We start from the raw sequence: 24,314 nt of genomic DNA, 5'->3' as shown, positions 1-24,314 counted from the left end.
GGCTGCGTCAGCGCGGTGCGACCGCGTCCGTCGGTGCCGGCACCAGGATGCTCTCCGGGTCGTCGAGCGTGTGCTGATCGAGCCAGGTTCGGATCTCCTGCTCCTGCTCGTCGCGGTAGTTGGGCGGGATGCCGGGCATGCGCGCCAGCGCGGCCTCGGCCAGTGCGACGGCGCGATGTCGCTCGGCGGGGAGCTCCCACAGGATCTGCGCGAGCCTGAACTCGGCCTCGGGCCGCCCGATGAAGAAGGCGTCGGGCCCCATCTTTCCCAGCGCCGTCTCGAGCAGCCCGCGGGCCTCCTCCCGTCGGCCCGCGTGGAGGAGGACGTTGGCGAGCTCGATGTCCGCGAACGCGAAGTAGGCCCCGTCGTCGGCGTGCGAGGCGGCCTCGAGGGTCGAGGCCTCGCGCAGCACGGCCTCGGCGTCGCTCCACTGCGCGAGCGCGACCAGCTCGCGTCCCAGCGCGCCGAGGCCCGCGGCGACCAGGCCGCGGTTGCCGGCGATCCTTCGCAACCGCACCGTCTCGCGCAGCGTCGCGGCGGCGCGGCTGTGATCGCCCTGCAGCGAGTAGATGTGGGCGAGGTTGTGCAGCGTCGATGCGCGCGCCGGGTGGGCCTCGGGCACGCGACCATCCATGCGCCGAAGCGCCTCTTCGGTCGCGCTCGCGGCCTCGTCGAGCCGGCCGAGCTCGCCGAGCGCCGTCGCGCGCATGCCCATCATCGACCACACGCGGTCATGGTTGGGGCCATAGGCGGCCTCGACGATCGCGAGACCGCGATCGAAGTCCGCCAGCGCTTCGTCGATGTGGCCGTCGCCCAACGCCGACCAGCCCAGCTGCGTGAGCGCCGACGCCACCTTGGGATGATCGGGACCAAAGGCGGCCTCGGCGATTGCGAGCGCGCGCTGCAGATACGCGTTGCACTGCTCGATGCGACCGAGCACGTGCAACAGCTGCGCGTTGGCGATGAGGACACCGATCAGATCCGGATGCTCGGGGCCGACCGCCTGCTCGAGCTGCGTCAGCGCGCCCGCGAAGTACGGCTCGGCCTCGAGCTCGAGCTCGCGGTCGGCGAAGACCTCGCCGTAGACCAGCATCGCGTCGGCGACCAGCCGCGGATCGCTGCCGTCGCCCTGCGCGAGCCCCAGGGCGGTGCGGGCCAACCACATGGACGGCTCGGCCGAGCCGTTCTCGTTCGACAGCAGCGAGGTGAGCTCGACGGCCGCGCTCGCGGCGGTGTGTTGCGCACGATGGGCCAGCGCCGTGTCGAGCGCTCGCTCGAACGACGCCCGCGCTGGCTCGGGGCGATCGAGTGCGTCGAGCAGCATGCCGACCGCGAGCTCGGCCTCGGCGTGCAGCGGCGGGTGATCGATCGCCAGCGCGTCGGCGCGAGCCTGCTCGGCGAGCTCGAGCGCGGCCTCGTGTCGACCGGCGCGGGACTGTAGGCGGGCCTGTTCGAGCCGCGCGCGCACGTCGTCGATCGCGGCGCGCTGCTGTGGCGAGTCGCCGGGCGCGGTGCGCTCGCGCAACGCCGATGCGTCCGCGCAACCCTCGAGCGGGCCGAGGCCGAGGGTCAGCTCGACCGCCCGCTCGAGCACCGCGTCGTCGCCGGCGGCGAGGAGATCGGTCACGGTGTTCAGCTCACCCGCGCGCGCCCGCAGGCAAGCCATCCGCAGATCGAGGGCCTCGTCCGACTGCTCGTGATGCACCCGCGTCGCCTCGCAGGCCTCCACGTGGGCCTGCGCCCATGCCTGCGACCAGGCGTCGAGGCTCGCGAGCACCCGCGTGCGGGTGTCGGCGGCGTAGCTCAGGCGCGAAGCCGAGAGCGCCGCGTCGACCCGCGCGCGCGCGTCGTCGTCGAACACCTGCGCGTGGGCACTCGCGACATCGCTGCACGCCGGCGCGCGTTGCCACCACAGGACGCCCGCCACCGCAGCGACCGCAGCGAGTGCCACCGGGGCGCCCCAGCGCCGCGGCATCGTGCGCCGCTGCAGCTCGTCGAGCAGCGCGTCCATGTCGGGCCAGCGATGCTCCGGTCGCGGCTGCAGGCCCCGCTGCAGCACCGCCTGCAGGGCCGCCGGCACGCGCGCGCCCGTGGGGGCCTTCGGCGAGCCCATCAGCTTCGCGGCCGCCAGTTCGCCGAGATCGCGTCCCGTGAACGGCACCGCGCCGTACAGCGCCTCCCACAGCGACACGCAGAAGGCATACTGATCCGTCCGCGCGTCGACCGGCTCGGCGACGTGCTGCTCCGGCGCCATGTACGGCGGCGTGCCCACCACCGTGCCGTCGGCCGTCAGGGTGTCGCCGACGTCGATCACCGCATCTCCGTCGTCGCCCTCGACGCGCGGCGCGAATGCGTCGGGCACTGCGTCGAAGATCCCCGAGTCGTCGTCACTGGCGGCGCGGGCGAGTCCGAAGTCCATCACGCGGGCGCGACCGTCGGTGCCGACGATGACGTTGGCGGGCTTGAAGTCGCGATGCACGATGCCCTGCGCGTGCGCGGCCGCGAGGCCGCGGCCGGCCTGCACGAACATGCCGAGCACCGCACGCCAGCTCGGCGCGCGTCGCCGCAACCACGTACGCAGCGTGACGCCTTCGACGTACTCCATCGCGATGAACAGCGCGCCGTGGTCGAGATCGACGTCGAACACCGAGACCACGTTGGGGTGGGCCAGCTGCGCCATCGCCTTGGCCTCGCGCAGCATCCGGGCGCCGTCGTTCGAGCGCGGGCCCACGCGCACGTGCAGGCGCTTGAGCGCGACCTCGCGGCCGAGCTTGGGATCGTAGGCACGGAAGACCCTGCCCATCCCGCCGGCGCCGATCTGATCGATGACGAGGTAGCGCCCGATCTCGGGGCCGATGTCGGCGACCCCTGCGTCCGCGGCGGCGCTCCCGTCCATCACGGTGCGCAGCAGCGGATCGGTCGGCGGGTCCATTGCCACGGTCGAGGATAACGCGCGGGTCGCGAGGCGCCGGGATCCCGCCGACCCTTGCCTGTCGAGGCTCCGCGTCGTAAAGGAAGGCCCCGCGCGGGGCTCCGCGCCCCTGCGCCGCGCCTCGCGATCGCCGCGGCACGCCCCGCGGGCCGCCACACCGGCCCGATCGAGCGCCACCTCACGGCCCGCAGGCGCGTGACCCTCCGATTCCGCCGAGCCGTCCCTTGCGATCGCGGCGGAGGTTCGGCTATAGACTCGCGCCCCGGCCCGGAGTTTCCGCGGCTCGGACCCGTCCACGGAGTCGCTTCACCTTCCACTCCACTGCTTCATGCATCGACCGAGCTGCACTGCCCCAAGCGCAGTGCGACTGGCGATGCCCCGCCCGACCGCTGCTCGACCACGGGCCCACGGTCGCAAGCGAAGGCCCCAGCCGAGCGACACCCCCTCCCGAACTCGAGGAGGCGGATCGCCCGGCTCGCGGGCCCTTCTCAGCACCCCGACTCCCTGATCTCCGCGCGCACGCGCATTCGAAGCTCCAACCGGAACCCAACCCACCTGTAGAGGAATCACGAACATGGCGAAGGAAAAGTTCGTCCGCGACAAGCCCCACGTGAACATCGGCACCATCGGCCACGTGGACCACGGCAAGACCACGCTGACCGCGGCGATCACGAAGGTGTTGTCGTCGCGCGGTTGGGCCGCTGCCATCCCGTTCGACCAGATCGACAAGGCCCCCGAGGAGCGCGCGCGCGGCATCACCATCTCGACCGCGCACGTCGAGTACAACTCGGAGAAGCGCCACTACGCGCACGTCGACTGCCCCGGCCACGCCGACTACATCAAGAACATGATCACCGGTGCGGCGCAGATGGACGGCGCGATCCTCGTGGTCGCGGCGACCGACGGCGCGATGCCCCAGACTCGCGAGCACGTGCTGCTCGGTCGTCAGGTCGGCATCCCGAAGATCGTGGTCTTCCTCAACAAGTGCGACATGGTCGACGACGACGAGATGATCGAGCTCGTCGAGGTCGAGCTGCGCGACCTGCTGAGCAAGTACGAGTTCGACGGCGACAACGCCCCGATCGTGCGTGGCTCGGCGCTCAAGGCCCTGAACGCTCCCAACTGGGAGCACCCGGACGCCAAGTGCATCTTCGACCTCATGGAGGCGTGCGATGCCTGGATCCCGGAGCCGGTCCGCGAGCTGGACAAGCCGTTCCTGATGCCGGTCGAGGACGTGTTCACGATCTCGGGTCGTGGCACGGTCGTGACCGGTCGCATCGAGCGCGGCGTGGTCAAGGTCGGCGAGGAAGTCGAGATCGTCGGCATCAAGGACACCGTCACGACCACCATCACGGGCGTCGAGATGTTCCGCAAGCTGCTCGACCAGGGCCAGGCCGGTGACAACGTCGGTCTGCTCCTTCGCGGTGTGAAGCGCGAGGACGTCGAGCGCGGCCAGGTGCTGTGCAAGCCGAAGTCGATCACGCCGCACACGCGCTTCATGGCGCAGGTGTACGTGCTGAAGAAGGAAGAAGGCGGCCGCCATACGCCGTTCTTCAAGGGCTACCGCCCGCAGTTCTACTTCCGCACCACCGACGTGACCGGCAACATCCACCTCCCCGAGAACGTGGAGATGGTCATGCCGGGCGACAACATCGAGCTCGAGGTCGAGCTCATCTGCACGATCGCGTGCGAAGAGGGTGTGAAGTTCGCGATCCGCGAGGGCGGCAAGACCGTCGGCGCCGGCGTCGTGACCAAGATCATCACCTGACCTGACGCCGCCGCTGCGGCGGCGTCCTCGGTTCCGGCCACGCGGCCGGGACCACCCCGGGGACGACGGGCACCCGCCCGACGCTCCCTCCCTCGCACGCCGCCGACCGCGGCGGCGTGTGAGACCGACTTCCCCGTTTTCGTCCGCTCCTTTTTCGTCCCCCCGGAGAGCTCCGATGGAGAACCTCAAGATCCGGATTCGGCTCAAGGCCTACGACCACAAGCTGCTCGATCAGTCGGCGCGTGAAATCGCCGACACCGCGCGGCGTACGGGTGCGACCGTGGCCGGTCCGATTCCGCTGCCGACCAAGATCAACAAGTACACGGTGCTCCGCGGGCCGTTCATCGACAAGAAGTCGCGCGAACAGTTCGAGATCCGCACCCACAAGCGGCTGCTCGACATCCTCGAACCCAACAAGCAGACGCTCGACGCGTTGATGAAGCTCGATCTCTCGGCCGGCGTGGACGTCGAGATCAAGACCTGAGGTAGCCATGGCGAAGCTTTCCGTCATCGATCTGCAGGGCAACGCCACCGGCTCCATCGAGCTGGACGACGGCGTGTTCGCGGCGCCGGTCAAGGAGCACCTGCTGTGGGAGGCCGTCCGGTCGCTGCGCGCTGCGAAGCGCCGCGGCACCGCGAAGGTCAAGGGCCGCAGCGAGGTCAACCTGACCAAGGACAAGTACATCAAGCAGAAGGGCTCGGGCGGCGCGCGTCACGGTAACAAGCGCACCAACCTGTACCCCAAGGGCGGTCGCGTGCACGGCCCCGTGCCGCACCTCTACATCCTGCACGTCAACAAGCGTGCGATGGCCGGCGCGCTGCGCTCGGCGCTGTCGCTGCGGGCGCAGGCGGGTGATCTGCTGGTGGTCAAGGCGTTCGCCGGCGATGCGCCCAAGACCAAGCTGCTGGCCCAGGGCCTGCTGGCGATCAAGGCCCCGCGTGCGCTGCTGGTCGACACCGGCGACAACGAGTGGCTGCGCCGCACCTCGAAGAACCTCGCGCAGGCGAACTTCCTCGATGTCCGCGGGCTCAACGTCTACGACATCCTGAAGTACCCCAAGCTCGTGATCGCCGAAGGGGCCATCCGCGCGCTCGAGGAACGACTCAAGAAGACGGTGCCCAAGCGCGCCGCGGCAGGTGCAGCGTGATCACACCGCATCAAGTCATCGTGCGGCCGATTGTGACCGAGAAGAGCAACGACCTCGTCTCGGCCAACAACCAGTACGTGTTCGAGGTCCACAAGGACTCCAACAAGATCGAGATCCGCTCCGCGGTCGAGATGGTGTTCGGCGTCCGCGTGGTCGGGGTGCGCACGCAGGTGGTCCGCTCGGACCTCCGCCGCGTGGGCCGCTACTACGGCCGCAAGCCGTCGTGGAAGAAGGCCATCGTGACCCTGCACAGCGAGGACTCGATCGACCTCTACGGCGAGGAGGGCTGACGCCATGGCCATCAAGAAGTACAAGCCGACCTCCCCCGGCCGTCGAACGATGACGGTCAGCGACAAGGCCGACGTCACCGCCGAGAAGCCGCACAAGCAGCTCACCGGCTTTCGTCACCGCTCGCAGGGCCACAACAACGCCGGTCGCATCACCTCGCGCTTCCGCGGCGGTGGTCACAAGCGCCTGTATCGCTCGATCGACTTCAAGCGCGACAAGTTCGGCGTGCCCGGCAAGGTCGCGACCATCGAGTACGATCCGAACCGCTCGGCCCGCATCGCGCTGGTGCACTACGCCGACGGCGAGAAGCGCTACATCTTGGCGCCCGCCGGACTCGGCGTGGGCCAGACGGTGATCGCTTCGGCCAAGGCCGACATCACGCCGGGCAACACGTTGCCGCTGCGCGCGATGCCGTCGGGCACCGAGATCCACAACGTCGAGCTCAAGATCGGCCGTGGCGCCCAGCTGGTCCGGGCCGCCGGCGGCGTTGCCCGCCTGATGGCGCGTGACGGTGACTGGGCGCTGGTTCGCCTGCCCTCGGGCGAGCTCCGCCGCGTGCACGCCGACTGCCGCGCCACCATCGGCACGCTGTCGAACTCCGAGCACACCAACATCAGCCTCGGTAAGGCCGGACGAACCCGCTGGCTCGGCCGTCGCCCCCACAACCGCGGCGTCGCGATGAACCCGGTCGACCACCCGATGGGCGGTGGCGAAGGCCGTACCTCCGGCGGCGGTCACCCGCGCTCGCCGTGGGGCAAGCAGACCAAGGGCCTGCGAACCCGCAACAACAAGCGCACCGACGTCTACCGCGTCTCCCGTCGCGCGAAGTAACCCGAGGATTCCGACCGATGCCACGCTCCGTACGCAAGGGCCCGTTCTGCGACGACCACCTGATCGTGAAGGTGGATGCCACCGCCGGCGACAAGCAGCGCCGCGCGATCAAGACCTGGTCGCGCCGCTCGACCATCCTGCCGACCTTCGTCGGCGCCAACCTCATGGTCCACAACGGCAACAAGTTCATTCCGGTCTACGTGACCGAGAACATGGTCGGCCACAAGCTCGGCGAGTTCGCGCCCACGCGTACCTTCCGTGGTCACGCCGCCGACCGCAAGGCGAAGAAGTGAAGCCATGTCGACCGCACGCCTCTCCCACGTTCGCATCGCGCCCCGCAAGCTGCGGGTCCTGGCCAAGATGTTGCGCGGCATGCCCGTGACGCGGGCCATCAACTCGCTGCGCTTCATGAACAAGTCGGGCTCGCGCGAGTTCTTCAAGCTGCTCGTGTCCGCCGTCGCCAACGCCGAGGACCGGGGCCAGGGCGACGTCGACGTGCTGGTCGTGAAGACGGTGCTCGTCGACCAAGGGCCGGTGCTCAAGCGCTGGCGTCCGCGCGCGATGGGCCGCGCCAACCGCATCAACAAGAAGACCAGCCACGTGTTCGTGGAGCTGGCCGAGGGCGCGGCGGGCTGAGGCCCGCGGCGCACGCGAAGAAGGATTCCAAGCACATGGGCCAGAAGACACATCCAGTCGGCTTCCGCATCGGGATCGTCAAGACCTGGAACAGCAAGTGGTTCGAGCACCAGCGCTATCGGCAGTGGCTGCACGAGGACCTGCGCCTGCGTCGCGTCCTCAAGCAGAAGCTCAACAGCGCCAGCATCTCCGAGATCACCATCGAGCGCGCCGCCAACAAGGTGAAGATCAACATCTTCTCCGCGCGTCCGGGCATCATCATCGGCAAGCGCGGCGCGGGCGTCGAGCAGCTCAAGAAGGACGTCCAGAAGCTGACCGAGTCCGAGGTGTTCATCAACATCCAGGAGGTCCGCAAGGCCGAGGTCAACGCGCAGCTGGTGGCGGAGAACATCGCCCAGCAGCTCGAGCGACGCATCGCCTTCCGCCGCGCGCTCAAGCGTGCCGTGCAGACCGCGATGAAGTTCGGCGCGAAGGGCATCCGCGTGAACGCGGCCGGTCGCCTGGGCGGCGCCGAGATGTGCCGCCGCGAGTGGTACCGCGAGGGTCGCATTCCGTTGCACACCCTGCGCGCCGACATCGACTACGGCTTCACCGAGGCCCGCACCACCGCCGGCTCGATCGGCGTGAAGTGCTGGATCTTCAAGGGTGAGGTCTATGACCACCGACAGGGCGGCGGCGGTCAGCAAGAACGCTTCCCGCACCCGCAGCGAGGATGAGGACGAGACGCCATGCTCACACCATCACGCGTCAAGTTTCGCAAGGTCTTCAAGGGCCGCATGGCCGGTCGCGCCAAGGGCGGCGACACGGTGGACTTCGGTGACTTCGGCCTGCAGGCGACCACCTGCGGCTGGCTGACCTCGCGCCAGATCGAGGCTGCCCGTGTCGCCATCAACCGCCACGTCAAGCGCGGCGGCAAGCTCTACGTGCGGGTCTTCCCCGACAAGCCGGTGAGCAAGAAGCCCGCCGAGACTCGAATGGGTAAGGGTAAGGGCGGTCCGGAGTACTGGGTCGCCGTGGTCCGCCCCGGCCGCGTCATCTACGAGCTCGAGGGCGTGCCCGAGCAGCTCGCGCGCGAGGCCTTCCACCGCGCCCATCACAAGCTCCCGGTCAACACCCGCGTCATCAAGAGGGAGGCGGCGCTGTGAAGCCCTCCGAGTTGCGAGACAAGAGCGATGACGAGCTCGTCACGCTCGAGAAGGACCTGCGCGACCAGCTGATCAAGCTGGGCATCGCGCGCGCGACCCAGCGCATGCGCAACAGCGCTCAGCTGGGCAAGCTCAAGCGGGACATCGCCCGCATCAAGACCATCGTCCGCGAGCGCGAGCTCGGGCTCGCCACCGGCGGACGAAGCCAGAGCGAGGCGTCCACATGAGCACTCAAGCCGAGCCGTCCACCACCGCCACCGAGGTCCGCCGCAAGCGGCAGCTCGTCGGCACCGTGGTGTCCAACAAGATGGACAAGACCTGCGTGGTGCAGGTGAGCCGTCGCTTCCGCCACACGAAGTACAAGAAGTACGTGAACGAGCGGAAGCGCTACAAGGCCCACGACGAGCGCAACGAGGCGAACGTCGGCGACAAGGTCGTCATCGTCGAGTGCAGCCCGATCTCCCGTGACAAGCGCTGGCGCCTCCAGAGCGTGGTCGAGAAGGCGGTGGCCGTATGATCCAGGTCGAATCGGTCCTCGACGTCGCCGACAACTCCGGCGCGCGCAGGGTGTTCTGCATCAAGGTGCTCGGCGGCTCCAAGCGCCGCTACGCCTCGGTGGGTGACGTGATCGTGGTGTCGATCCGCGACGCGCTGCCGAACAGCAAGGTGAAGAAGGGCGCGGTCATGAAGGCCGTCGTCGTGCGCAGCAAGAAGGGTCTGCGCCGCGCCGATGGCAGCGTGATCCGCTTCGACAGCAACAGCGCGGTGCTGATCGATGCCCAGAAGCAGCCCATCGGGACGCGCATCTTCGGGCCTGTCGCGCGCGAGCTGCGGGCCAAGAAGTTCCTCAAGATCATCAGCCTCGCGCCGGAGGTGCTGTGATGCAGCGCGTACGGCAGGGCGACACGGTCGTCGTGATCGCCGGCAAGCAGAAGGGCACCAGCGGCCGCGTGCTGAAGGTGCTGCCCGCCGACGACGGCGTGGTCGTCGAGGGCATCAACGTGCGCACCAAGCACGTCAAGCCCACCCAGCAGAACCCCCAGGGCGGTCGCATCAAGCGCGAGTACCCCATTCACCTGTCGAACGTGATGTTGGCCGACCCGAAGACCGGCGAGCCCACCCGCGTGCGCATCTCAACCCTCACCGACGGTCGCCGCGTACGCGTAGCGGTCAAGTCGGGCGAGCAGATCGACAAGTAGGAGCACCACCATGGCCGAAGCAAAAGCTCAGGGTGGCGGCGGACAGAAGAAGAAGAAGGACACCGGCTTCGCCTTCAAGTTCCGCAATGTGATGGATGAGCCCGGCAACCGCGGCGGCACCGAGAAGCCGCGGATGTTGCTCAAGTACGAAGAGAAGGTGCGTCCCGTCCTCTCGAAGGAGTTCGGGTACAGCAACTCGATGCAGATCCCCAAGCTGCAGAAGATCACGCTCAACATCGGCCTCGGCGAGGCCCTGCGCGTGCCCAAGCTGCTCGAGCAGGCGTTCGAGGCGCTGGGCAACATCTCGGGTCAACGCCCGGTGGTGACCCGCGCACGCAAGTCGATCGCGACCTTCAAGCTCCGTGAAGGTCAGAAGATCGGTTGCATGGTCACCCTCCGCGGCCCGCGGATGTGGGACTTCTTCGACCGCTTCATCACCGTCGCCCTGCCGCGAACCCGCGACTTCCGCGGCGTGAGCCGCAAAGGCTTCGACGGCCGTGGCAACTACACCCTCGGGATCAAAGAGCTCCTCATCTTCCCCGAGGTCGACATCGACAAGCTCGAGAAGGTCCCCGGCATGAACATCTGCATCCACACCAGTGCCCGCACCGACGACGAAGGTCGCGCACTGCTCACCCACCTCGGCGTCCCGTTCCGCGCCGCCTGAGAGACCGAGGAGAGCACGATGTCCATGACCGATCCCATCGCCGACATGCTCACGCGGATCCGCAATGCGGTGGCCGCGAAGCACCGTTCCCTCGTCCTGCCGGGCAGCAAGCTCAAGCTGCGCCTGGGCCAGATCCTCAAGGAGGAGGGCTACATCGAGGACGTGACCTGGAAGCCCGAGGGGCCCCAGGGCGCCATCGAGATCAACCTGCGCTTCCGCGAGGGCCAGTCGGCCATCGAGGGCCTGCAGCGCATCAGCCGTCCGGGCCAGCGTCGCTACGCCAGCCACGACGAGATTCCCAAGATCCGCAACGGCCTCGGCATCCTGATCGTGTCGACCAGCCGCGGCATGATGACCGATCGCGCCGCCCGCAAGGCTGGCGTCGGCGGCGAGCTCGTCTGCAGCATCTGGTAGCGCGGGCAAGAAGGACACCACCATGAGTCGCATCGGCAATGCACCCGTCACCGTGCCCAAGGGCGTGACGCTCACGACCGCCGGCCGTACGGTCTCGGCCAAGGGCCCCAAGGGCCAGCTCAGCTTCGAGATGCCCGACGGCGTCACGATGGAGCACAAGGGCGATCAGCTCACCTTCACCCGCGCGGCCAACGACTCGCGCCACCGCGCCATGCACGGCATGGTGCGCGCGCGCCTGGCCAACATGATCGCGGGCGTCGGCACGGGCTTCACCCGCGAGCTCGAGATCATCGGCGTCGGTTACCGCGCCGCGGTCAAGGGCCAGAGCGTCGAGCTGACCCTGGGCTTCTCCCACGGCGTCAACTACCCGCTGCCCGACGGCGTCAAGGCCGAGGTCACCAAGGACAACAAGCTCATCCTGTCCGGCTGCGACCGCGTCGTGCTCGGCCAGGTGGCGTCCGACATCCGCGACTTCCGTCCGCCGGAGCCCTACAAGGGCAAGGGTGTGAAGTACGCCGAGGAAACCATCATCCGCAAGGAAGGCAAGCGCGGCAAGAAGTAGCCCGCTTCCGCCTCCTGACGAGACACCGCCTTTCGTTCGGCACGGGATCATCATGGCCAACAAAGCATTCGAACAACGCCTGCGGCGCAAGCTGCGAGTGCGCGCGCGTGTCACCGGCACGTCCGAGCGCCCGCGCCTGACCGTGTTCCGCAGCAACAAGCACATCTACGCGCAGGTCATCGACGACAGCTCGTCGCAGTCGCTGGTGTCGGTCTCGACCCTGAGCAAGCAGCTCAAGGACAAGCTCGCCGGCCAGGACAAGAGCGGCGAGGCGAAGCTCGTCGGCACCGCGATCGCCGAGGCCTGCAAGGGCGCCGGCATCACCAAGGTCGTGTTCGACCGCAACGGCTACGCTTACCACGGGCGCATCAGCGCGCTCGCCGAGGCTGCCCGCGAAGCCGGGCTGGAGTTCTGATCCATGGCGCACTCGCGACGAGATTCCGACAACAACCGCGGCCGCCGTGACGACGACGGCGAAGACAAGGGCGACCTCGTCGACCGTGTCGTGTACATCAACCGCGTGGCCAAGGTCGTCAAGGGCGGCCGCAACTTCTCCTTCACGGCGGTGGTCGTCGTGGGCGACGAGCACGGCAAGGTCGGCATGGGCTACGGCAAGGCCCGCGAGGTCCCCGAGGCCATTCGCAAGGCCACCGACTACGCGCGCCGCAGCCTCTTCGAGGTGCCGCTGTCGGGCACGACGATCCCCCACGACGTCATCGGTCACCACGGCGCCGGCCAGGTGCTGCTGCGCCCCGCCTCGGCGGGTACCGGCGTGATCGCCGGTGGTCCCGTCCGCGCGGTGGTCGAGTGCGCCGGCATCCACGACGTGCTGAGCAAGTGCATCGGCACCAACAACCCCCTCAACGTCATCCACGCGACCATGGAAGCGCTGCGTCAGCTGCGTAGCCCCGAGCAGGTCGCCATCAAGCGCGGCGTCGACGTGGCGTCGTTCGCCGAAGGGTAGGCCGACCATGGCGCTCAAACTCAAGGTCACGCTCGTGCGCAGCACGATCAACCGTCCCGAGACGCAGAAGCGCACGATCAAGGGGCTCGGTCTCACGAAGATCAATCGCTCGGCGGTGCACCCCGACAACGACGCGATTCGCGGGATGATCCGCAAGGTGCAGCACCTCGTGACCGTGGAAGCGGTGGAGTAGGGCAATGGGAACCACACTGCATACGCTGCAGCCGCCCAAGGGCGCGCGGAAGAAGATGAAGCGCGTCGGCCGTGGCGTCGGCTCGGGCAAGGGCAAGACCTCGGGTCGCGGCATGAAGGGCCAGATGGCCCGTCGTCAGCCGCCGAAGCCGAACTTCGAGGGCGGCCAGAACCCGATCCACCGTCGCGTGCCCAAGCGCGGGTTCGTGAACATCTTCCGCGTGGAGTACCACCCGGTGAACCTCGCCCTCATCGAGGGCAAGTTCGCCGCCGGCGAGGAGGTCACGGTGGAGTCGCTCTACGCCAAGAAGCTCGTGCCCAAGCGCGCCAAGCAGATCAAGGTGCTGGGCATGGGCGAGATCAAGACGGCGGTCAAGCTCAAGGTCCACGCGGTCAGCGAGACCGCGAAGTCGAAGATCGAGGCTGCCGGTGGCAGCGTCGAGATCATCGGCGCCGCCGCGGCCTGAGCGGCCCCGTGAATGCGGCCCCACCGGTGGCCGCAGCCGTCGACGCCCGCGCGAGGACTCTTGCGCGGGCGTCGTTCGTCGTGGGTCAGTGCGGGCGCCAGTCGAGGCCCTCGCCGAAGGCCCGCTCCCAACCCGTGCTGGGCAGCGGCGCACCGCTGGCGTCGATGGCCTGTGGCTGCCCACGCTCCGCGTCCCAGCGCAGCGCGCCCTCGCGGTCGCAGGTGAATGCGCCGAGCTCGGGTCGCTGCACGCTGTACCACTGGCCCGGCGCGGCGATGTGGATCTCCTGCGAGCACAGCACGCCACCGCGATACAGGTACGCGTGACCGCGATCGCCGGGTAGCTCGAGGCTGGCGGCGAGCGTCGGTCCGAACGGAAACGACGGCTCCGACACCAGCACGCCCACCGCCAGCGCGATGCTGCCGAGCAAGTGGGCGACGACGACGGCGACGGCGTGCCGGGGCCTTCGCATGCGCCTGGCCCACCCGACGCACGAGACGATCGCGGCGACGAGGCCCAACCCGGCGAGCATCCACGGCGTCGCGGCCAACAGCGGGCGGGGCAGCGCGTCGGGTGGTGTCGCGAGCCCTAGCGCGCCGTTCAGCGCCGCGGCGAGTCCGAAGCCGAGCACCGCGGCGATGCTGCTGCGCCAGCGGCGAGTCATCCGCCCATCAGCGTAGCCCCCTCGTCGCCTGATTCGCGACAAAAGTGACAGGGCCGACGATGGCGGGGGTTCTCTTGGCCGCGAGTCAGGCCTCCAGGAGACGCGCCCGCCCGCCCCGCTACAGGTCGTCGAGCTCGAAGCTGGTGTGGACGATCGTGATGATGTCCTTCTCGAACGACGTGGTGTCGTTGTTGCCGTCCCACGAGGTACTGGTCGAGTTGGGCGGGTTGATGTTGATGACGCCCATGTCCGCCGAGCGCAGACGACCGACGCTCGCGCCACCGGCGGCCTCGACGACCTTCTCCGCACGCAGACGTGCGTCGGCGCTGGCCTCCGCGAGCATCTCGATCTTGAGCTCTCCGAGTCCGGTGTAGAAGTAGGCCGGCGTCGACGAGTCGACCGAGATGCCGCCCTCGAGCAGCTGCGTGACCTCGCGGGACACCCGCTCGACCACCGCGACGTCCGTCGAACGCACCGTGATGGCCTGGCCGGCCGCAAAGCCATCGGCGACCTGCCGCTCGTAGCGCTCCTCGCCGCTGCCGACCATCTCGCTGCGGGTCAGCTCCTGCAGCGACGCCGACGAGACGCGGATCTGGTCGCGCGCGATGCCCTGGGCCACGAGGTAGGCCACGGTCTTCTCGACGTCGGCGTGCAGCTTGCGATACGCGGTCACGCGCTCGACGTCGCGGGTGTCGACGTGGGCGGTCCACTCGATGGTGTCGGAGACGATGCGTCGCTTGGCCGAGCCGGTCACCTGCAGCACGCGCTCCTTGGGCTTGGTCTTGACGCGCTCCCAGGTCGCGGCGGGGATCCACGCCGCCGCGATCACGGCGAGGGACGGGGCCAGAAGGTCGAGCGGGAGCAGACGTCGTCGGTGGGCGGGACTCATGGCGGTGCCGCGACGCATGGGCGCTGCAGTCTGTTCCCGAACCCGCGCGGGTGGTCACTACCCGCCGTCACAGGCCGGGAATTGGGCCGCGCCAGGCACGTCGGCGTCGGCCACCAGCGCGATGGCGTGGTCCTCGAGGACCACGCCGTGGACGTCGGTGATGCGTAGGTCCAGCGGACCCTCGCCCATGCCCGAGTCCTGCACGAAGTAGTTGTAGTCGAGCCGGGGCACCTCGACCCACGCGCCGGCCTGCGAGAACTCGAAGCGCGCGATGCCATGTCGGTGGTTGCGCAGCTGCACCGCCGTCCACCAGGGGTTGCTGCCGTCCTTGAAGTGGTACACGACCGGGCCCTCGACCGCGCACGGGATCACCTGCCAGGTGATCGCCACGCGCCCTGCCGTGAGCGGAGCGATGCGCTCGAACGCACCGGGCGAGAGGTCGATGTCGCCGGCGGGGCACTCGGGACACTGGTCGACGATGCGCACGTCGACACTGCCGTCGGGGCCCTGCACGCGGACGCACGTCCCGCAGGCGGACGACCCGGCGTAGTCGACGTGGTTCATCGCCGCGACCAAGGGATCGTCGGGCGTGGCCGGAAAGCCGCAGTTGCCCGAGCCGTCGGCGAAGTCGTAGTAGGTCGCTTCACCGCTGCGCGTCGGGGTCGCGGTGCAGGGGTCGACGTGCCCACCGTCGCTGCCGTGTCCCGATGCGGTGCCCTCGGCCGCGTGGGTGTCGCCGGACTCACCATCGGCGTCGTCGGTGGCGCTCGCAGTGCAGCCGAGCAAGATCCACGGACACAGGGCACGCCATCGCACGCGAACAACGATAGCAGGCGCGCGGCCGGCACGACGATCTGGCATGATCGGCGGCAGGCATGCGGAACGCGACGGGGATGGCACTCGCGGTGTGGGCGACGGCGTGCTTCGGCGAGGCGCCGGTGACGGGATCGGGCAGCGGCGACGGGCAGTCGACGTCGGCCGGGACCACCACCTCCACGGACGCGTCGACCGGCGGCAGCGAGGCCTCGAGCGCCGGCTCGGCCAACACGAGCACGTCGTCGGACCCCTCCGCCGGGACCACGATCGCCGACAGCAGCGGCAGCTCCGGCGATGTCGACTGCGAGCCGGCACTCGAGGGCCTCGTCGCATGGTGGCCGTTCGAGAACGACGCCACCGATCGGGTCGCCGGCCTCACGCTCGACCTGCTCGACGTGTCCTTCGACGAGGGCCGACACGGCCTCGCGGCGCGCTTCGATGGCTTGTCCGCGATCGGCACGGCGCCCTCGAATGGCGCGCTCGAGGTCGCGCCGGGCGATTTCACGGTCGAGGCGTGGGTCAACCTCGACGACCTCGTGCAGCCGCCCGAGTTCGGCGCGCCGGTCGACTTCGCGGTGGTCACCAAGATGCTCAGCAGCCAGGGCATGCCCAACGCCGACGGCTGGCGCCTGCTCATGTTCGCCGGCGATCACCGCTGGTGGTTCTGCCTCGGCGGCGACGAAAACGGCTGCAACCCCGGCGGGAACACGGCGAACGTCGCCCGCTCGAGCAGCGAGGCGGTCGCCGCCACGTGGATCCACGTCGTCGGGGTGCGCATCGGCAAGGGCGTCCGGATCTACGTCGATGGCGTGCTCGAGGACGATCTCCAGGCCGTCGCGCCGATCAGCAGCGTCAACATGGAGACGCCGCTCACCATCGGCGGTACCGCCTTCACCGACGGCGAAGGGCGCAGCTTCGCGCTGTTCGGTCGCGTCGACGAGGTGTCGATCTACGCGCGAGCCCTGAGCGACGACGAGATCGCCGGCCTCGCCCAGGCCGCGCGCCCGCGCTGCGGTAGCTGACCTGACTCACGCGCGCCGCGCCGAACCCGGGCCTGCGCCCTGCCCGAAGCGCTGGGCGCGGCCGCAGGGGCGGTTTCCCCGTCAGATGCGGCCCGCTCGTGCCTAAGGTATGTTCGCCCGCCCGGAAGGGGGCTCGCGCCCGAGCGCATCCCCCCGATCGAGGGTTTCGTCCGCCGTCATGAGCGTCATCGTCAACATCTTCAAGCTGCCGGAGCTGCGCAAGCGGCTCGGCTTCACGCTGGCGATGCTCGCCGTCTACCGCCTCGGGGTCTTCATCGCCGTGCCCGGCGTCGACCGCAAGGTGATGAGCGACATCGTCAACCAGGGCGAGGGCGGCTTCCTGGCCTACTTCAACATGTTCTCGGGCGGTGCGCTCGAGCAGCTGTCGGTGTTCGCACTCGGCATCATGCCGTACATCAGCGCGAGCATCATCATGCAGCTGATGACGGTCGTCATCCCGCGGCTCGAGCAGCTGTCGAAGGAGGGCGAGACCGGTCGTCGCAAGATCAACCAGTACAGCCGCTACGGCACCGTCGGCCTCGCCTTCGTGCAGGGCTACTTCATGGCCAGCTGGCTCGAGTCGCAGAACTCGCAGGGCCAGACGTTGGTCGTCGATCCGGGCCTGGGCTTCCAGATCATGACGGTGCTGACGCTGACCGGCGGCACCATCTTCCTGATGTGGCTGGGCGAGCAGATCACCGAGCGCGGCATCGGCAACGGCATCTCGCTGGTCATCTTCTCGGGCATCATCGCCAACCTGCCGCGCGCGCTGTACCAGCTGCTGCAGAAGACCCAGGACGATCCCGAGAACTTCGGCCCGATGACCCTGGCCGTGCTGCTGGCCATGGCCATCGCCGTGATCGCGTTCATCATCGTGATGGAGCGCGGGCAGCGGCGCATCCAGGTGCAGTACGCCAAGCGCGTGGTCGGCCGCCGCATGTTCGGTGGCAACGCCAACTACCTGCCCCTGCGCATCAACTCGGCTGGCGTGATCCCGCCGATCTTTGCGTCGTCGATCCTGATGTTCCCCAATCAGATCGCCGGCATGACCCAGAACGAGTGGCTGCAGAAGTTCTCGGGCGCGCTGCGCTACGACGGCTGGCTGTACATCACGCTCTACGTCGGGCTCATCGTCTTCTTCTGCTACTTCTACACGGCCATCCAGTTCAACCCGACCGATGTCGCCGACAGCCTGAAGAAGCAGAACGCGTCGGTGCCCGGCATCCGCCCCGGCAAGCGGACGGCGGAGTACATCGACTTCGTGCTCAGCCGGCTGACCTTCGTCGGCGCCTGGTACATCTCGGCGGTGTGCATCCTGCCGCAGCTGCTGCAGACCCGCTTCGACGTGCCGTTCCAATACGGCGGCACCTCGCTGCTCATCGTGGTCGGCGTCGCGCTGGACACGGCACAGCAGATCGAGAGCCACCTGGTGACCCGCTCGTACGAGGGTTTTGCGGGCCCGCGCGGGCCTCGGATCCGCGGTCGCAAGGGTTGAGACCCGCCGTCGCGCTCGCTACTCTCGCGCGGGCATGGGCGAGCGCAAGGGTCTCATCCTCATCGGGGCACCGGGTTCGGGCAAGGGCACGCAGGCCAAGCGCCTGCAGGAGCAGCTCGGCTGGGCGCACATCAGCACCGGCGACTTGCTGCGTGCGGCGGTCGCCGCCGGCAGCGAGCTGGGCGTGCGCGCCAAGGGCTTCATGGACGAAGGTGGCTTGGTCCCCGACGCACTCGTGATCGACCTGCTGCTCGAGGCGCTCGCGGCTCCGGCCGCCGCCAAGGGCTTCATCCTCGACGGCTTCCCGCGCACGATGCCGCAGGCGGAGGCGCTCGACGCCGCGGTCTCGATCGACAAGGTCATCGACCTGCAGGTGCCGTTCTCGCTCATCGAGGAGCGCATCACCGGCCGCCGCATGTCGCCCTCGGGCCACGTCTATCACGTGAAGTACAGCCCGCCGAAGGTCGAGGGCATCTGCGACGTCACCGGCGAGGCGCTGTACCAGCGCAGCGACGACACCCCCGACAAGGTCCGCGAGCGGCTGGCGAAGTTCGAGGCCGAGACGCGGCCGGTGATCGCCCGATATCAATCCAAGGGCATCGTGGTCGCGGTCGACGGCGTGGGCGATCCCGACGAGGTCTACGCGCGCATCGCTGCGGTGCTGTAGCCGTCGTGCGCGGTCGTGCACGACGATCGTGCACGGCCAGCTGGCCCCGCCCCCGTCGATGGGCGATGATGTCCGCTTCGGGGGATGATGGCCATGACGAGCATGCGACGCGCCGTGTGGGGGCTGTGGTTCGGGCTGCTGGCGGCCTGCGGCAGCACAGGTGACGGCGGCGGCGAATCGACCTCCGAGGTGGCCGACGGGACCTGCGGGATCGCCGGCTGCGATGACAGCGTCACGACCACGGTCGCCACCACCGGGAGTGGCGAAGGCGGCTCCGCGGACAGCGGCTCGACCGGCGGCGCGGCCACCAGCGGCCTGCCGTGCGACGTCGCCGACGTCGTCGAGCGCAACTGCCTGCTGTGTCACGCGCCCCCCGATGGCCTGTTCGGCGCGCCGATGTCGTTGGCGAGCGCGGCCGACTGGCAGGTGCCTGCCATCACCGCGCCGACCAACAAGGTCTACGAGCTCGCGGCCCAGCGCATCGACGATCCCGTGTCACCGATGCCGCAGAACATGGTCATGTCCGACGCCGACAAGGCCACGCTGCACGCGTGGTTCGATGCCGGTGCGCCGGCCGACGAGGGCGCCGACTGTGGCGACACCACCACCGGCGGTGACACCGATGGCGGCGTCGGCCCCGACGCGCTGCCGTGCGAGCCGACCCATACCTTCGTCGCCGGAGCCGGCGACGGCAGCGGCGATGCGTTCCATGTGCCCGAGAACGGCGCCGACAACCTCTACATGTGCTTCACCTTCGCGTCGCCGTTCGGCACCGAGGTGCAGGGCACGGCATGGGCGCCGATCACCGATGACGAGCGCGTGCTCCACCACTGGATCCTCTTCCGCACGCAGGAGCCCCAGGTCGACGGCGGCGCAGGGCCGTGCAACATGCCCAGCGACGCGGTGTTCGTGTCGGGCTGGGCGCCCGGCGGGCAGAACTTCGTGATGCCCGACGACGTCGGGCTCGAGCTCGGCGGGCCCGACAACTACTACATTCTGCAGGTCCACTATCACAACGTCGCGCACCACGCCGACGCGCTCGATCGCAGCGGCGTCGCGTTCTGCACCACCGAGGCCCCGCGAGCCCACACCGCCGGCGTGTTGACCTTCGGCACCACGTCGATCGACGTGCCCGCCGGCGCCACCGGTGCGACCGCGACCGGACACTGCCCCAGCTCGATCACGTCGTTGCTGCCGGTCGATCTGAACGTGCTCGCCAGCTTCCCGCACATGCACGGGCTCGGTCGCCAGTTCGACACCACCGTCACGCGCGCGGGCCAAGACCTCACGCTGGTCGACGTGCCGGCGTTCAGCTTCGACAACCAAGTCTCGTACATCCACGACCCGCCGTTCGTGCTGAAGGCCGGCGACTCGATCACGACCACGTGCACCTACGACAACCCGGGCGGCTCACCGGTCCACTTCGGCGAGCGCACCGAGGACGAGATGTGCTTCAACTTCGCGCTCATGTGGCCGATCGAGATCCTGCCGCCGCAGTACCGCATCTGCATGACCGACTAGTACCTCGACACAGCGATAGTGATGGGTCAGAACGCCGTCATGGCCGCGACTAGCGTCGTGCCCCGCGGGCGCTCGCCCGCCGTGCCCGCGCGGGCCGCCAGAGCGACGACGAAACCAAGACAATCGGCGCCCGAACCAGGACGCGCCCCCGCCCGGCCGGGGCGTTAGCCTGACGCCCATGGTGATTGCCGCGTTCTTCGTGTGCCACTGGGTGCTCGCGGTCTTCTTCCAGAGCTTCTTCCATCATCGCTATGGCGCCCATCGGATGTTCACGATGTCGCGCGGGTGGGAGCGCTTCTTCTATCTCGCGGCCTACGTGACCCAGGGCTCGTCGTTCCTCGACCCGAGGGGTTACGGCATCCTCCACCGCCTGCACCACGCGTTCAGCGACGGCGCACGCGATCCCCACTCGCCACAGAACCACCCCAACGTGTGGGCCATGATGTGGGCGACCAAGTACGAGTACGATCGCTACGCCCACCACGGCGAGCTGCCCGAGGCACGGTTCCTGGGCGGCCTACCGAGCTGGCCCGCGCTCGATCGCATCGGTCAGAGCTGGGCCAGTCGCGTCGCGTTCATGGGCCTGTACGTGTGGTTCTACGCGGCGTTCGCGACCGCTTGGTGGCAGTTCCTGCTGCTGCCGGTGCACTTCATGATGGGCCCGGTGCACGGCGCAATCGTGAACTGGTGCGGCCATCGCTACGGCTACCGCAACTTCTCGCTCGCCGACCAGTCGCGGAACTCGCTCATCGTCGACCTGGTCTGCGCCGGTGAGCTGTACCAGAACAACCATCACAAGTACTCGATGTCGCCCGACTTCGCGGCGCGGTGGTTCGAGTTCGACACCACCTACGCGGTGATGCGGGTGTTCGCGTGGCTCGGCATCATCGAGTTCGGCGCGCACACCCAGCGCATGCGGCTGACCGAGCGGGCCATCGCGCGGGCCGGCGAGGCCGGGGTCGCGCAGGCGTGTGCGACGATGCCGTCGATCGACGATTCGCCGGTGGTGGCGATGGTCGACGAGCCGGTTGCGACCAGCGACCTCTGAGTCGAGGATGAACGCGAGGCGTTCATCCTCGAGGAAGGCAAGGACCGAAGCGATGAGGGACACGGCGGGCTCTGCCCGACGGAGGGGGAAGGGCGGGCCGCCGTTCCCCACTTGCTTGGTAGCCGCGTCTCGGGCGTCGTCAGCGACGCTCGACGCTCGAGGCACCGCTGGTGTGGGGCTCGACCTTGCCGGCGTTCCCGGCCCACCGCACGTGGCTCGCACCGCTGGCATCGGCGTCGAGCGAGACCTCGGCGGTGACGTCGATCGAGCTCGCGCCGCTGGCATCGACCTCGACTTCGTCGGCGGTGGTAGCCGCCGCGTCGATCGTCGACGCACCGCTGGCGTCGACGTGCAGCCTCGTCACGCGGCCGCTCGCGCGCGCATGGCTGGCGCCGGACAACGCGAGTGTGAACGCATCGCCGCTCAGGCCGGTGAGCTCGGCCCGCGCGGCGCCACCGAGACTCACGCGATCGAGCGTCGGCGTGCGCACCACGAGCACGAGGTCGAGCGACGGCAACACGTTGTCGTGCAGGCGCGCCTGCAGTACGCCGTCATCGACCGCGAGCTCGACCTTGGGCACGAGGTTCGCGTCGCCGCGCAGCTCGACCGCTTGCGGTCCGTCGGTGCGCGTGGCCTGCAGATGGAAGACACCGCCGACATCGACCGCGTGGAACGGCGCGAGCTCGGGCTGGATCGAGCTCGGCTCGCCGTTGCCGCGCTCCATGCACGCCGTGAGGCCGAGCGTGAGGCAAGCGAGGGTGAGGGGGCGGCGGCGGGTCGTCATGGGATCTCCGGGGCCGGGCCGGGGCGGCCGCGGGTCCGCGAGGGGTAGCACGGCGGCACCGCGCGGCCCGTGGGGTCGGCGTCGCCGCGGCGTTGGAGGGCGTCGCCGGGCCGCCATGGGGGCCTGGCGGTCGTTTGGGCCCCGCGTCCCCGGGGCGCGCCGCGGCCTGGGGGCGAACGCCGGCCGGCCGGTCGATGGTGCGGATCCTCAAGCCACCACAGCCGTGCGGACCCGCTGGACAGCCGCTGGGTGCCCCCCTACACTCCGCGCTCCCTGGGGCCCCCCAAGGACGCACGAATGCCTGCTTCGAGCGATGAGCTGCTGGCCGCAACGGTCCAGCACGAGCTGGGCAACCAACTCTTTCGACTGCTCCTGTCCGACGGAACCACTCTCATCGCAGGTCTCTCCACCGAAGTCAGACGACTGGGCTTGCCCATCAGCACCGGGATGCGTGTAGAAGTGCGTCGCGCCCGGTTGGACCCCGCCCGCGGGACCGTCCTCGGTCCCATCTCGGTCTCCGAGCAACCCGCTCGGCCCCGCACCACAGTGTTCGACCCCACGAAGAATCCTCGCAAGCGAAGTTAGCCGCGTGATGCCATGAAAGTCCGAGCCAGCGTCAAGAAGATCTGTGAGAAGTGCAAGGTGATCCGCCGTCGCGGCATCGTGCGCGTCATCTGCGAGAACCCCAAGCACAAGCAGAGGCAAGGCTAGGTCATGGCACGCATTGCAGGCGTCGATCTTCCGCGCAACAAGCGGATCGAGGTTGCCCTCACCTACATCTATGGCATCGGTCGCGTGACGGCGTCCGAGATCCTCGACAAGTCGGGCGTTGGTCCGTCGGTTCGCACCGACGAACTCACCGACGAGCAGGTCAGCGCCATCCGCCACGTCATCGAGAGCAGCTACAAGGTCGAAGGTGATCTTCGACGCGACGTGCAGTCGAGCATCAAGCGATTGATGGACCTCGGCTGCTACCGCGGGCTGCGACATCGCCGTGGGCTGCCGGTTCGAGGGCAGCGCACGCACACCAACGCGCGCACGCGCAAGGGCCCCAAGCGCGCCACCATCGCGCAGAAGAAGCGAGTCTGATCCATGGCCACCACGCAGGGGAACAAGCCCACCAAGAAGCGTGCGAAGAAGAACGTCTCGACCGGCATCGTGCACATCCGGTCGACCTTCAACAACACGGTGGTCAGCGTGACCGACGTCAACGGCAACGTGTTGTCGTGGGCCTCGGCCGGCGTGCGCGGCTTCAAGGGCTCGCGCAAGTCGACCCCGTTCGCCGCTCAGCTCGCCGCCGACGATGCCGCCCGCAAGGCCGCGGAGCACGGCGTCCACACGGTCGCGATCCGCATCAGCGGTCCCGGTGCCGGTCGCGAGTCGGCGTTGCGCGGCATCCAGTCGGCTGGCATGCGCGTGACCTCGATCAAGGACGTCACTCCGATCCCCCACAACGGCTGCCGCCCGCCCAAGCGTCGCCGCGTCTGACCCGTCTTCCCAGGCTTCCAAGGCACCATGGCTCGCTATACCGGACCCGTTTGTCGTCTCTGCCGTCGTGAGGACGTGCAGTTGTTCCTGAAGGGCGATCGCTGCTTCTCCCAGAAGTGCGCCTACGAGCGTCGGCCGTACCCGGCCGGCCAGCACGGCCAAGGCCGCAAGCGCCGGCCGTCGGACTATGGCCAGCAGCTTCGCGAGAAGCAGAAGGTCAAGCGCATGTACGGCCTGCTCGAGAAGCAGTTCCGTGGCTACTACTACCGCGCGGCCCGCATGAAGGGCGTGACCGGCGAGAACCTGCTGTCGCTGCTCGAGCGTCGGCTCGACAACGTCGTGCTGCGCTGCGGCTTCGGCAACAGCCACGCCGAGGCCCGCCAGCTCGCGCGCCACGGTCACTTCACGGTGAACGGCAAGCGGGTCAACATCCCCAGCTACCTGGTGAAGTCGGGCGACATCATCGAGGTGCGCGAGGGCAGCCGCACGATCCAGAAGATCGTCGACGCCCTCGGCAAGGTCGACCGCACCTCGCGGCCGACCTGGATCGAACTCGACAAGGACAACATGCGCGGGAAGATCACCGCGCTCCCGGCTCGCTCCGACATCGCGGCCGACATCGACGAGCAGCTGATCGTCGAGCTCTACAGCAAGTGATCGAGTGAGCGCCTTGGCGGGCCGAGTACCGGCTTCGCCTTCGCGAGGAG

33 protein-coding genes and 1 pseudogene are annotated in these 24,314 nt (G+C 68.9%); 29 read left to right on the top strand and 5 right to left on the bottom strand.

Translation table 11 applies throughout. From position 1 onward, the window contains the following. Window positions 1–7: 7 nt before the first annotated feature. Window positions 8–2,932: a tetratricopeptide repeat protein gene (locus tag IPH07_12225; protein ID MBK6918159.1), complete on the bottom strand. Its 2,925-nt coding sequence runs from the start codon at window positions 2,930–2,932 to the stop codon at window positions 8–10. Between the two features lie 574 nt (window positions 2,933–3,506). Between IPH07_12225 and tuf the strand changes: the two genes are divergently transcribed. From tuf to rplO, 20 genes are all read left to right on the top strand, one after another. Further along, window positions 3,507–4,700, top strand: coding sequence for an elongation factor Tu (gene tuf / locus IPH07_12220; GenBank protein ID MBK6918158.1), 1,194 nt, complete (start codon window positions 3,507–3,509; stop codon window positions 4,698–4,700). A gap of 175 nt (window positions 4,701–4,875) precedes the next feature. Next, window positions 4,876–5,184, top strand: coding sequence for a 30S ribosomal protein S10 (gene rpsJ / locus IPH07_12215; protein ID MBK6918157.1), 309 nt, complete (start codon window positions 4,876–4,878; stop codon window positions 5,182–5,184). A 7-nt stretch (window positions 5,185–5,191) separates the two neighbouring features. Then, window positions 5,192–5,848 carry a 50S ribosomal protein L4 gene (rplD, locus tag IPH07_12210; GenBank protein MBK6918156.1) on the top strand — a complete coding sequence of 219 codons (657 nt, stop codon included), beginning with the start codon at window positions 5,192–5,194 and terminating at the stop codon, window positions 5,846–5,848. After that, on the top strand, window positions 5,848–6,138 hold the full coding sequence (gene rplW / locus IPH07_12205; protein ID MBK6918155.1) for a 50S ribosomal protein L23: 291 nt from the start codon (window positions 5,848–5,850) through the stop codon (window positions 6,136–6,138). The genes rplD and rplW overlap by 1 nt, the downstream gene beginning before the upstream one ends. A 4-nt stretch (window positions 6,139–6,142) precedes the next feature. After that, the gene (gene rplB / locus IPH07_12200) at window positions 6,143–6,967 is read left to right on the top strand and encodes a 50S ribosomal protein L2 (protein ID MBK6918154.1); all 825 of its coding nucleotides are present in this window, start codon (window positions 6,143–6,145) and stop codon (window positions 6,965–6,967) included. 17 nt (window positions 6,968–6,984) lie between these two features. Beyond that, on the top strand, window positions 6,985–7,260 hold the full coding sequence (gene rpsS, locus IPH07_12195; GenBank protein ID MBK6918153.1) for a 30S ribosomal protein S19: 276 nt from the start codon (window positions 6,985–6,987) through the stop codon (window positions 7,258–7,260). A gap of 4 nt (window positions 7,261–7,264) precedes the next feature. Then, window positions 7,265–7,603: a 50S ribosomal protein L22 gene (rplV, locus tag IPH07_12190; protein MBK6918152.1), complete on the top strand. Its 339-nt coding sequence runs from the start codon at window positions 7,265–7,267 to the stop codon at window positions 7,601–7,603. Between the two features lie 35 nt (window positions 7,604–7,638). Further along, window positions 7,639–8,319 carry a 30S ribosomal protein S3 gene (rpsC, locus tag IPH07_12185; GenBank protein MBK6918151.1) on the top strand — a complete coding sequence of 227 codons (681 nt, stop codon included), beginning with the start codon at window positions 7,639–7,641 and terminating at the stop codon, window positions 8,317–8,319. A 12-nt stretch (window positions 8,320–8,331) separates the two neighbouring features. Continuing rightward, window positions 8,332–8,748: a 50S ribosomal protein L16 gene (rplP, locus tag IPH07_12180; GenBank protein ID MBK6918150.1), complete on the top strand. Its 417-nt coding sequence runs from the start codon at window positions 8,332–8,334 to the stop codon at window positions 8,746–8,748. After that, the gene (gene rpmC / locus IPH07_12175; GenBank protein MBK6918149.1) at window positions 8,745–8,975 is read left to right on the top strand and encodes a 50S ribosomal protein L29; all 231 of its coding nucleotides are present in this window, start codon (window positions 8,745–8,747) and stop codon (window positions 8,973–8,975) included. The genes rplP and rpmC overlap by 4 nt, the downstream gene beginning before the upstream one ends. Further along, a complete protein-coding gene (gene rpsQ, locus IPH07_12170; GenBank protein ID MBK6918148.1) occupies window positions 8,972–9,265 on the top strand; it encodes a 30S ribosomal protein S17 in 294 nt (97 codons plus the stop codon). The genes rpmC and rpsQ overlap by 4 nt, the downstream gene beginning before the upstream one ends. Then, a complete protein-coding gene (gene rplN, locus IPH07_12165) occupies window positions 9,262–9,630 on the top strand; it encodes a 50S ribosomal protein L14 (protein ID MBK6918147.1) in 369 nt (122 codons plus the stop codon). Before rpsQ ends, rplN begins: the two co-directional genes overlap by 4 nt. Further along, window positions 9,630–9,947, top strand: a complete 318-nt coding sequence (gene rplX / locus IPH07_12160) for a 50S ribosomal protein L24 (protein ID MBK6918146.1) — start codon at window positions 9,630–9,632, stop codon at window positions 9,945–9,947. Before rplN ends, rplX begins: the two co-directional genes overlap by 1 nt. A 10-nt stretch (window positions 9,948–9,957) precedes the next feature. Continuing rightward, on the top strand, window positions 9,958–10,614 hold the full coding sequence (rplE, locus tag IPH07_12155) for a 50S ribosomal protein L5 (GenBank protein MBK6918145.1): 657 nt from the start codon (window positions 9,958–9,960) through the stop codon (window positions 10,612–10,614). A gap of 18 nt (window positions 10,615–10,632) precedes the next feature. Continuing rightward, a complete protein-coding gene (gene rpsH / locus IPH07_12150; GenBank protein MBK6918144.1) occupies window positions 10,633–11,028 on the top strand; it encodes a 30S ribosomal protein S8 in 396 nt (131 codons plus the stop codon). A gap of 22 nt (window positions 11,029–11,050) precedes the next feature. After that, window positions 11,051–11,590 (top strand): 50S ribosomal protein L6, encoded by a 540-nt coding sequence (gene rplF, locus IPH07_12145; protein MBK6918143.1) that lies wholly within the window; start codon window positions 11,051–11,053, stop codon window positions 11,588–11,590. Between the two features lie 52 nt (window positions 11,591–11,642). After that, complete coding sequence (locus IPH07_12140; GenBank protein MBK6918142.1) at window positions 11,643–12,005, top strand: 50S ribosomal protein L18; 363 nt, start codon at window positions 11,643–11,645, stop codon at window positions 12,003–12,005. 3 nt (window positions 12,006–12,008) lie between these two features. Next, window positions 12,009–12,554 (top strand): 30S ribosomal protein S5, encoded by a 546-nt coding sequence (rpsE, locus tag IPH07_12135; protein ID MBK6918141.1) that lies wholly within the window; start codon window positions 12,009–12,011, stop codon window positions 12,552–12,554. 7 nt (window positions 12,555–12,561) lie between these two features. Further along, window positions 12,562–12,747, top strand: a complete 186-nt coding sequence (gene rpmD, locus IPH07_12130) for a 50S ribosomal protein L30 (protein MBK6918140.1) — start codon at window positions 12,562–12,564, stop codon at window positions 12,745–12,747. Between the two features lie 4 nt (window positions 12,748–12,751). After that, window positions 12,752–13,213, top strand: a complete 462-nt coding sequence (gene rplO, locus IPH07_12125) for a 50S ribosomal protein L15 (protein MBK6918139.1) — start codon at window positions 12,752–12,754, stop codon at window positions 13,211–13,213. A gap of 85 nt (window positions 13,214–13,298) precedes the next feature. Here the strand turns inward: rplO and IPH07_12120 are convergent, their stop codons facing one another. The 3 genes from IPH07_12120 to IPH07_12110 form a co-directional block, all read right to left on the bottom strand. Beyond that, the gene (locus tag IPH07_12120; GenBank protein MBK6918138.1) at window positions 13,299–13,877 is read right to left on the bottom strand and encodes a hypothetical protein; all 579 of its coding nucleotides are present in this window, start codon (window positions 13,875–13,877) and stop codon (window positions 13,299–13,301) included. Between the two features lie 118 nt (window positions 13,878–13,995). Continuing rightward, complete coding sequence (locus IPH07_12115; protein MBK6918137.1) at window positions 13,996–14,766, bottom strand: SIMPL domain-containing protein; 771 nt, start codon at window positions 14,764–14,766, stop codon at window positions 13,996–13,998. Between the two features lie 57 nt (window positions 14,767–14,823). Continuing rightward, on the bottom strand, window positions 14,824–15,627 hold the full coding sequence (locus IPH07_12110; GenBank protein ID MBK6918136.1) for a hypothetical protein: 804 nt from the start codon (window positions 15,625–15,627) through the stop codon (window positions 14,824–14,826). 14 nt (window positions 15,628–15,641) lie between these two features. Here IPH07_12110 and IPH07_12105 point away from each other — a divergent pair, with 14 nt between their 5' ends. The 5 genes and pseudogenes from IPH07_12105 (at window position 15,642) to IPH07_12085 (ending at window position 21,176) form a co-directional block, all read left to right on the top strand. Then, the gene (locus tag IPH07_12105; protein MBK6918135.1) at window positions 15,642–16,604 is read left to right on the top strand and encodes a LamG domain-containing protein; all 963 of its coding nucleotides are present in this window, start codon (window positions 15,642–15,644) and stop codon (window positions 16,602–16,604) included. A 178-nt stretch (window positions 16,605–16,782) separates the two neighbouring features. Further along, window positions 16,783–18,099, top strand: a complete 1,317-nt coding sequence (secY, locus tag IPH07_12100) for a preprotein translocase subunit SecY (GenBank protein ID MBK6918134.1) — start codon at window positions 16,783–16,785, stop codon at window positions 18,097–18,099. A gap of 34 nt (window positions 18,100–18,133) precedes the next feature. After that, on the top strand, window positions 18,134–18,766 hold the full coding sequence (locus IPH07_12095) for an adenylate kinase (GenBank protein MBK6918133.1): 633 nt from the start codon (window positions 18,134–18,136) through the stop codon (window positions 18,764–18,766). Window positions 18,767–18,859: 93 nt separating this feature from the next. Next, window positions 18,860–20,287, top strand: coding sequence for a hypothetical protein (locus IPH07_12090; protein MBK6918132.1), 1,428 nt, complete (start codon window positions 18,860–18,862; stop codon window positions 20,285–20,287). Between the two features lie 178 nt (window positions 20,288–20,465). Next, a pseudogene (locus IPH07_12085) lies at window positions 20,466–21,176 on the top strand (acyl-CoA desaturase). 298 nt (window positions 21,177–21,474) lie between these two features. Here IPH07_12085 and IPH07_12080 read toward each other — a convergent pair. Further along, window positions 21,475–22,119 (bottom strand): DUF2807 domain-containing protein, encoded by a 645-nt coding sequence (locus tag IPH07_12080; GenBank protein ID MBK6918131.1) that lies wholly within the window; start codon window positions 22,117–22,119, stop codon window positions 21,475–21,477. Window positions 22,120–22,716: 597 nt separating this feature from the next. On the opposite strand from IPH07_12080, the gene rpmJ reads away from it, so the two are divergent. Genes rpmJ through rpsD form a run of 4 tightly spaced genes read left to right on the top strand, consistent with a single transcriptional unit; the run spans window position 22,717 to window position 24,264 of the window. Next, a complete protein-coding gene (gene rpmJ, locus IPH07_12075) occupies window positions 22,717–22,830 on the top strand; it encodes a 50S ribosomal protein L36 (GenBank protein ID MBK6918130.1) in 114 nt (37 codons plus the stop codon). A 3-nt stretch (window positions 22,831–22,833) separates the two neighbouring features. Next, window positions 22,834–23,208: a 30S ribosomal protein S13 gene (gene rpsM, locus IPH07_12070; GenBank protein MBK6918129.1), complete on the top strand. Its 375-nt coding sequence runs from the start codon at window positions 22,834–22,836 to the stop codon at window positions 23,206–23,208. 3 nt (window positions 23,209–23,211) lie between these two features. Continuing rightward, window positions 23,212–23,607, top strand: a complete 396-nt coding sequence (rpsK, locus tag IPH07_12065; protein ID MBK6918128.1) for a 30S ribosomal protein S11 — start codon at window positions 23,212–23,214, stop codon at window positions 23,605–23,607. A 27-nt stretch (window positions 23,608–23,634) separates the two neighbouring features. Continuing rightward, the gene (rpsD, locus tag IPH07_12060) at window positions 23,635–24,264 is read left to right on the top strand and encodes a 30S ribosomal protein S4 (GenBank protein ID MBK6918127.1); all 630 of its coding nucleotides are present in this window, start codon (window positions 23,635–23,637) and stop codon (window positions 24,262–24,264) included. The last annotated feature ends 50 nt before the right edge of the window (window positions 24,265–24,314 follow it).

The sequence above is a fragment of the Deltaproteobacteria bacterium genome (assembly GCA_016709225.1).
Lineage (GTDB): Bacteria > Myxococcota_A > Polyangia > Nannocystales > Nannocystaceae > Xiheibacterium > Xiheibacterium phototrophicum.
This window is presented reverse-complemented; position numbering and strand designations above follow the sequence as displayed.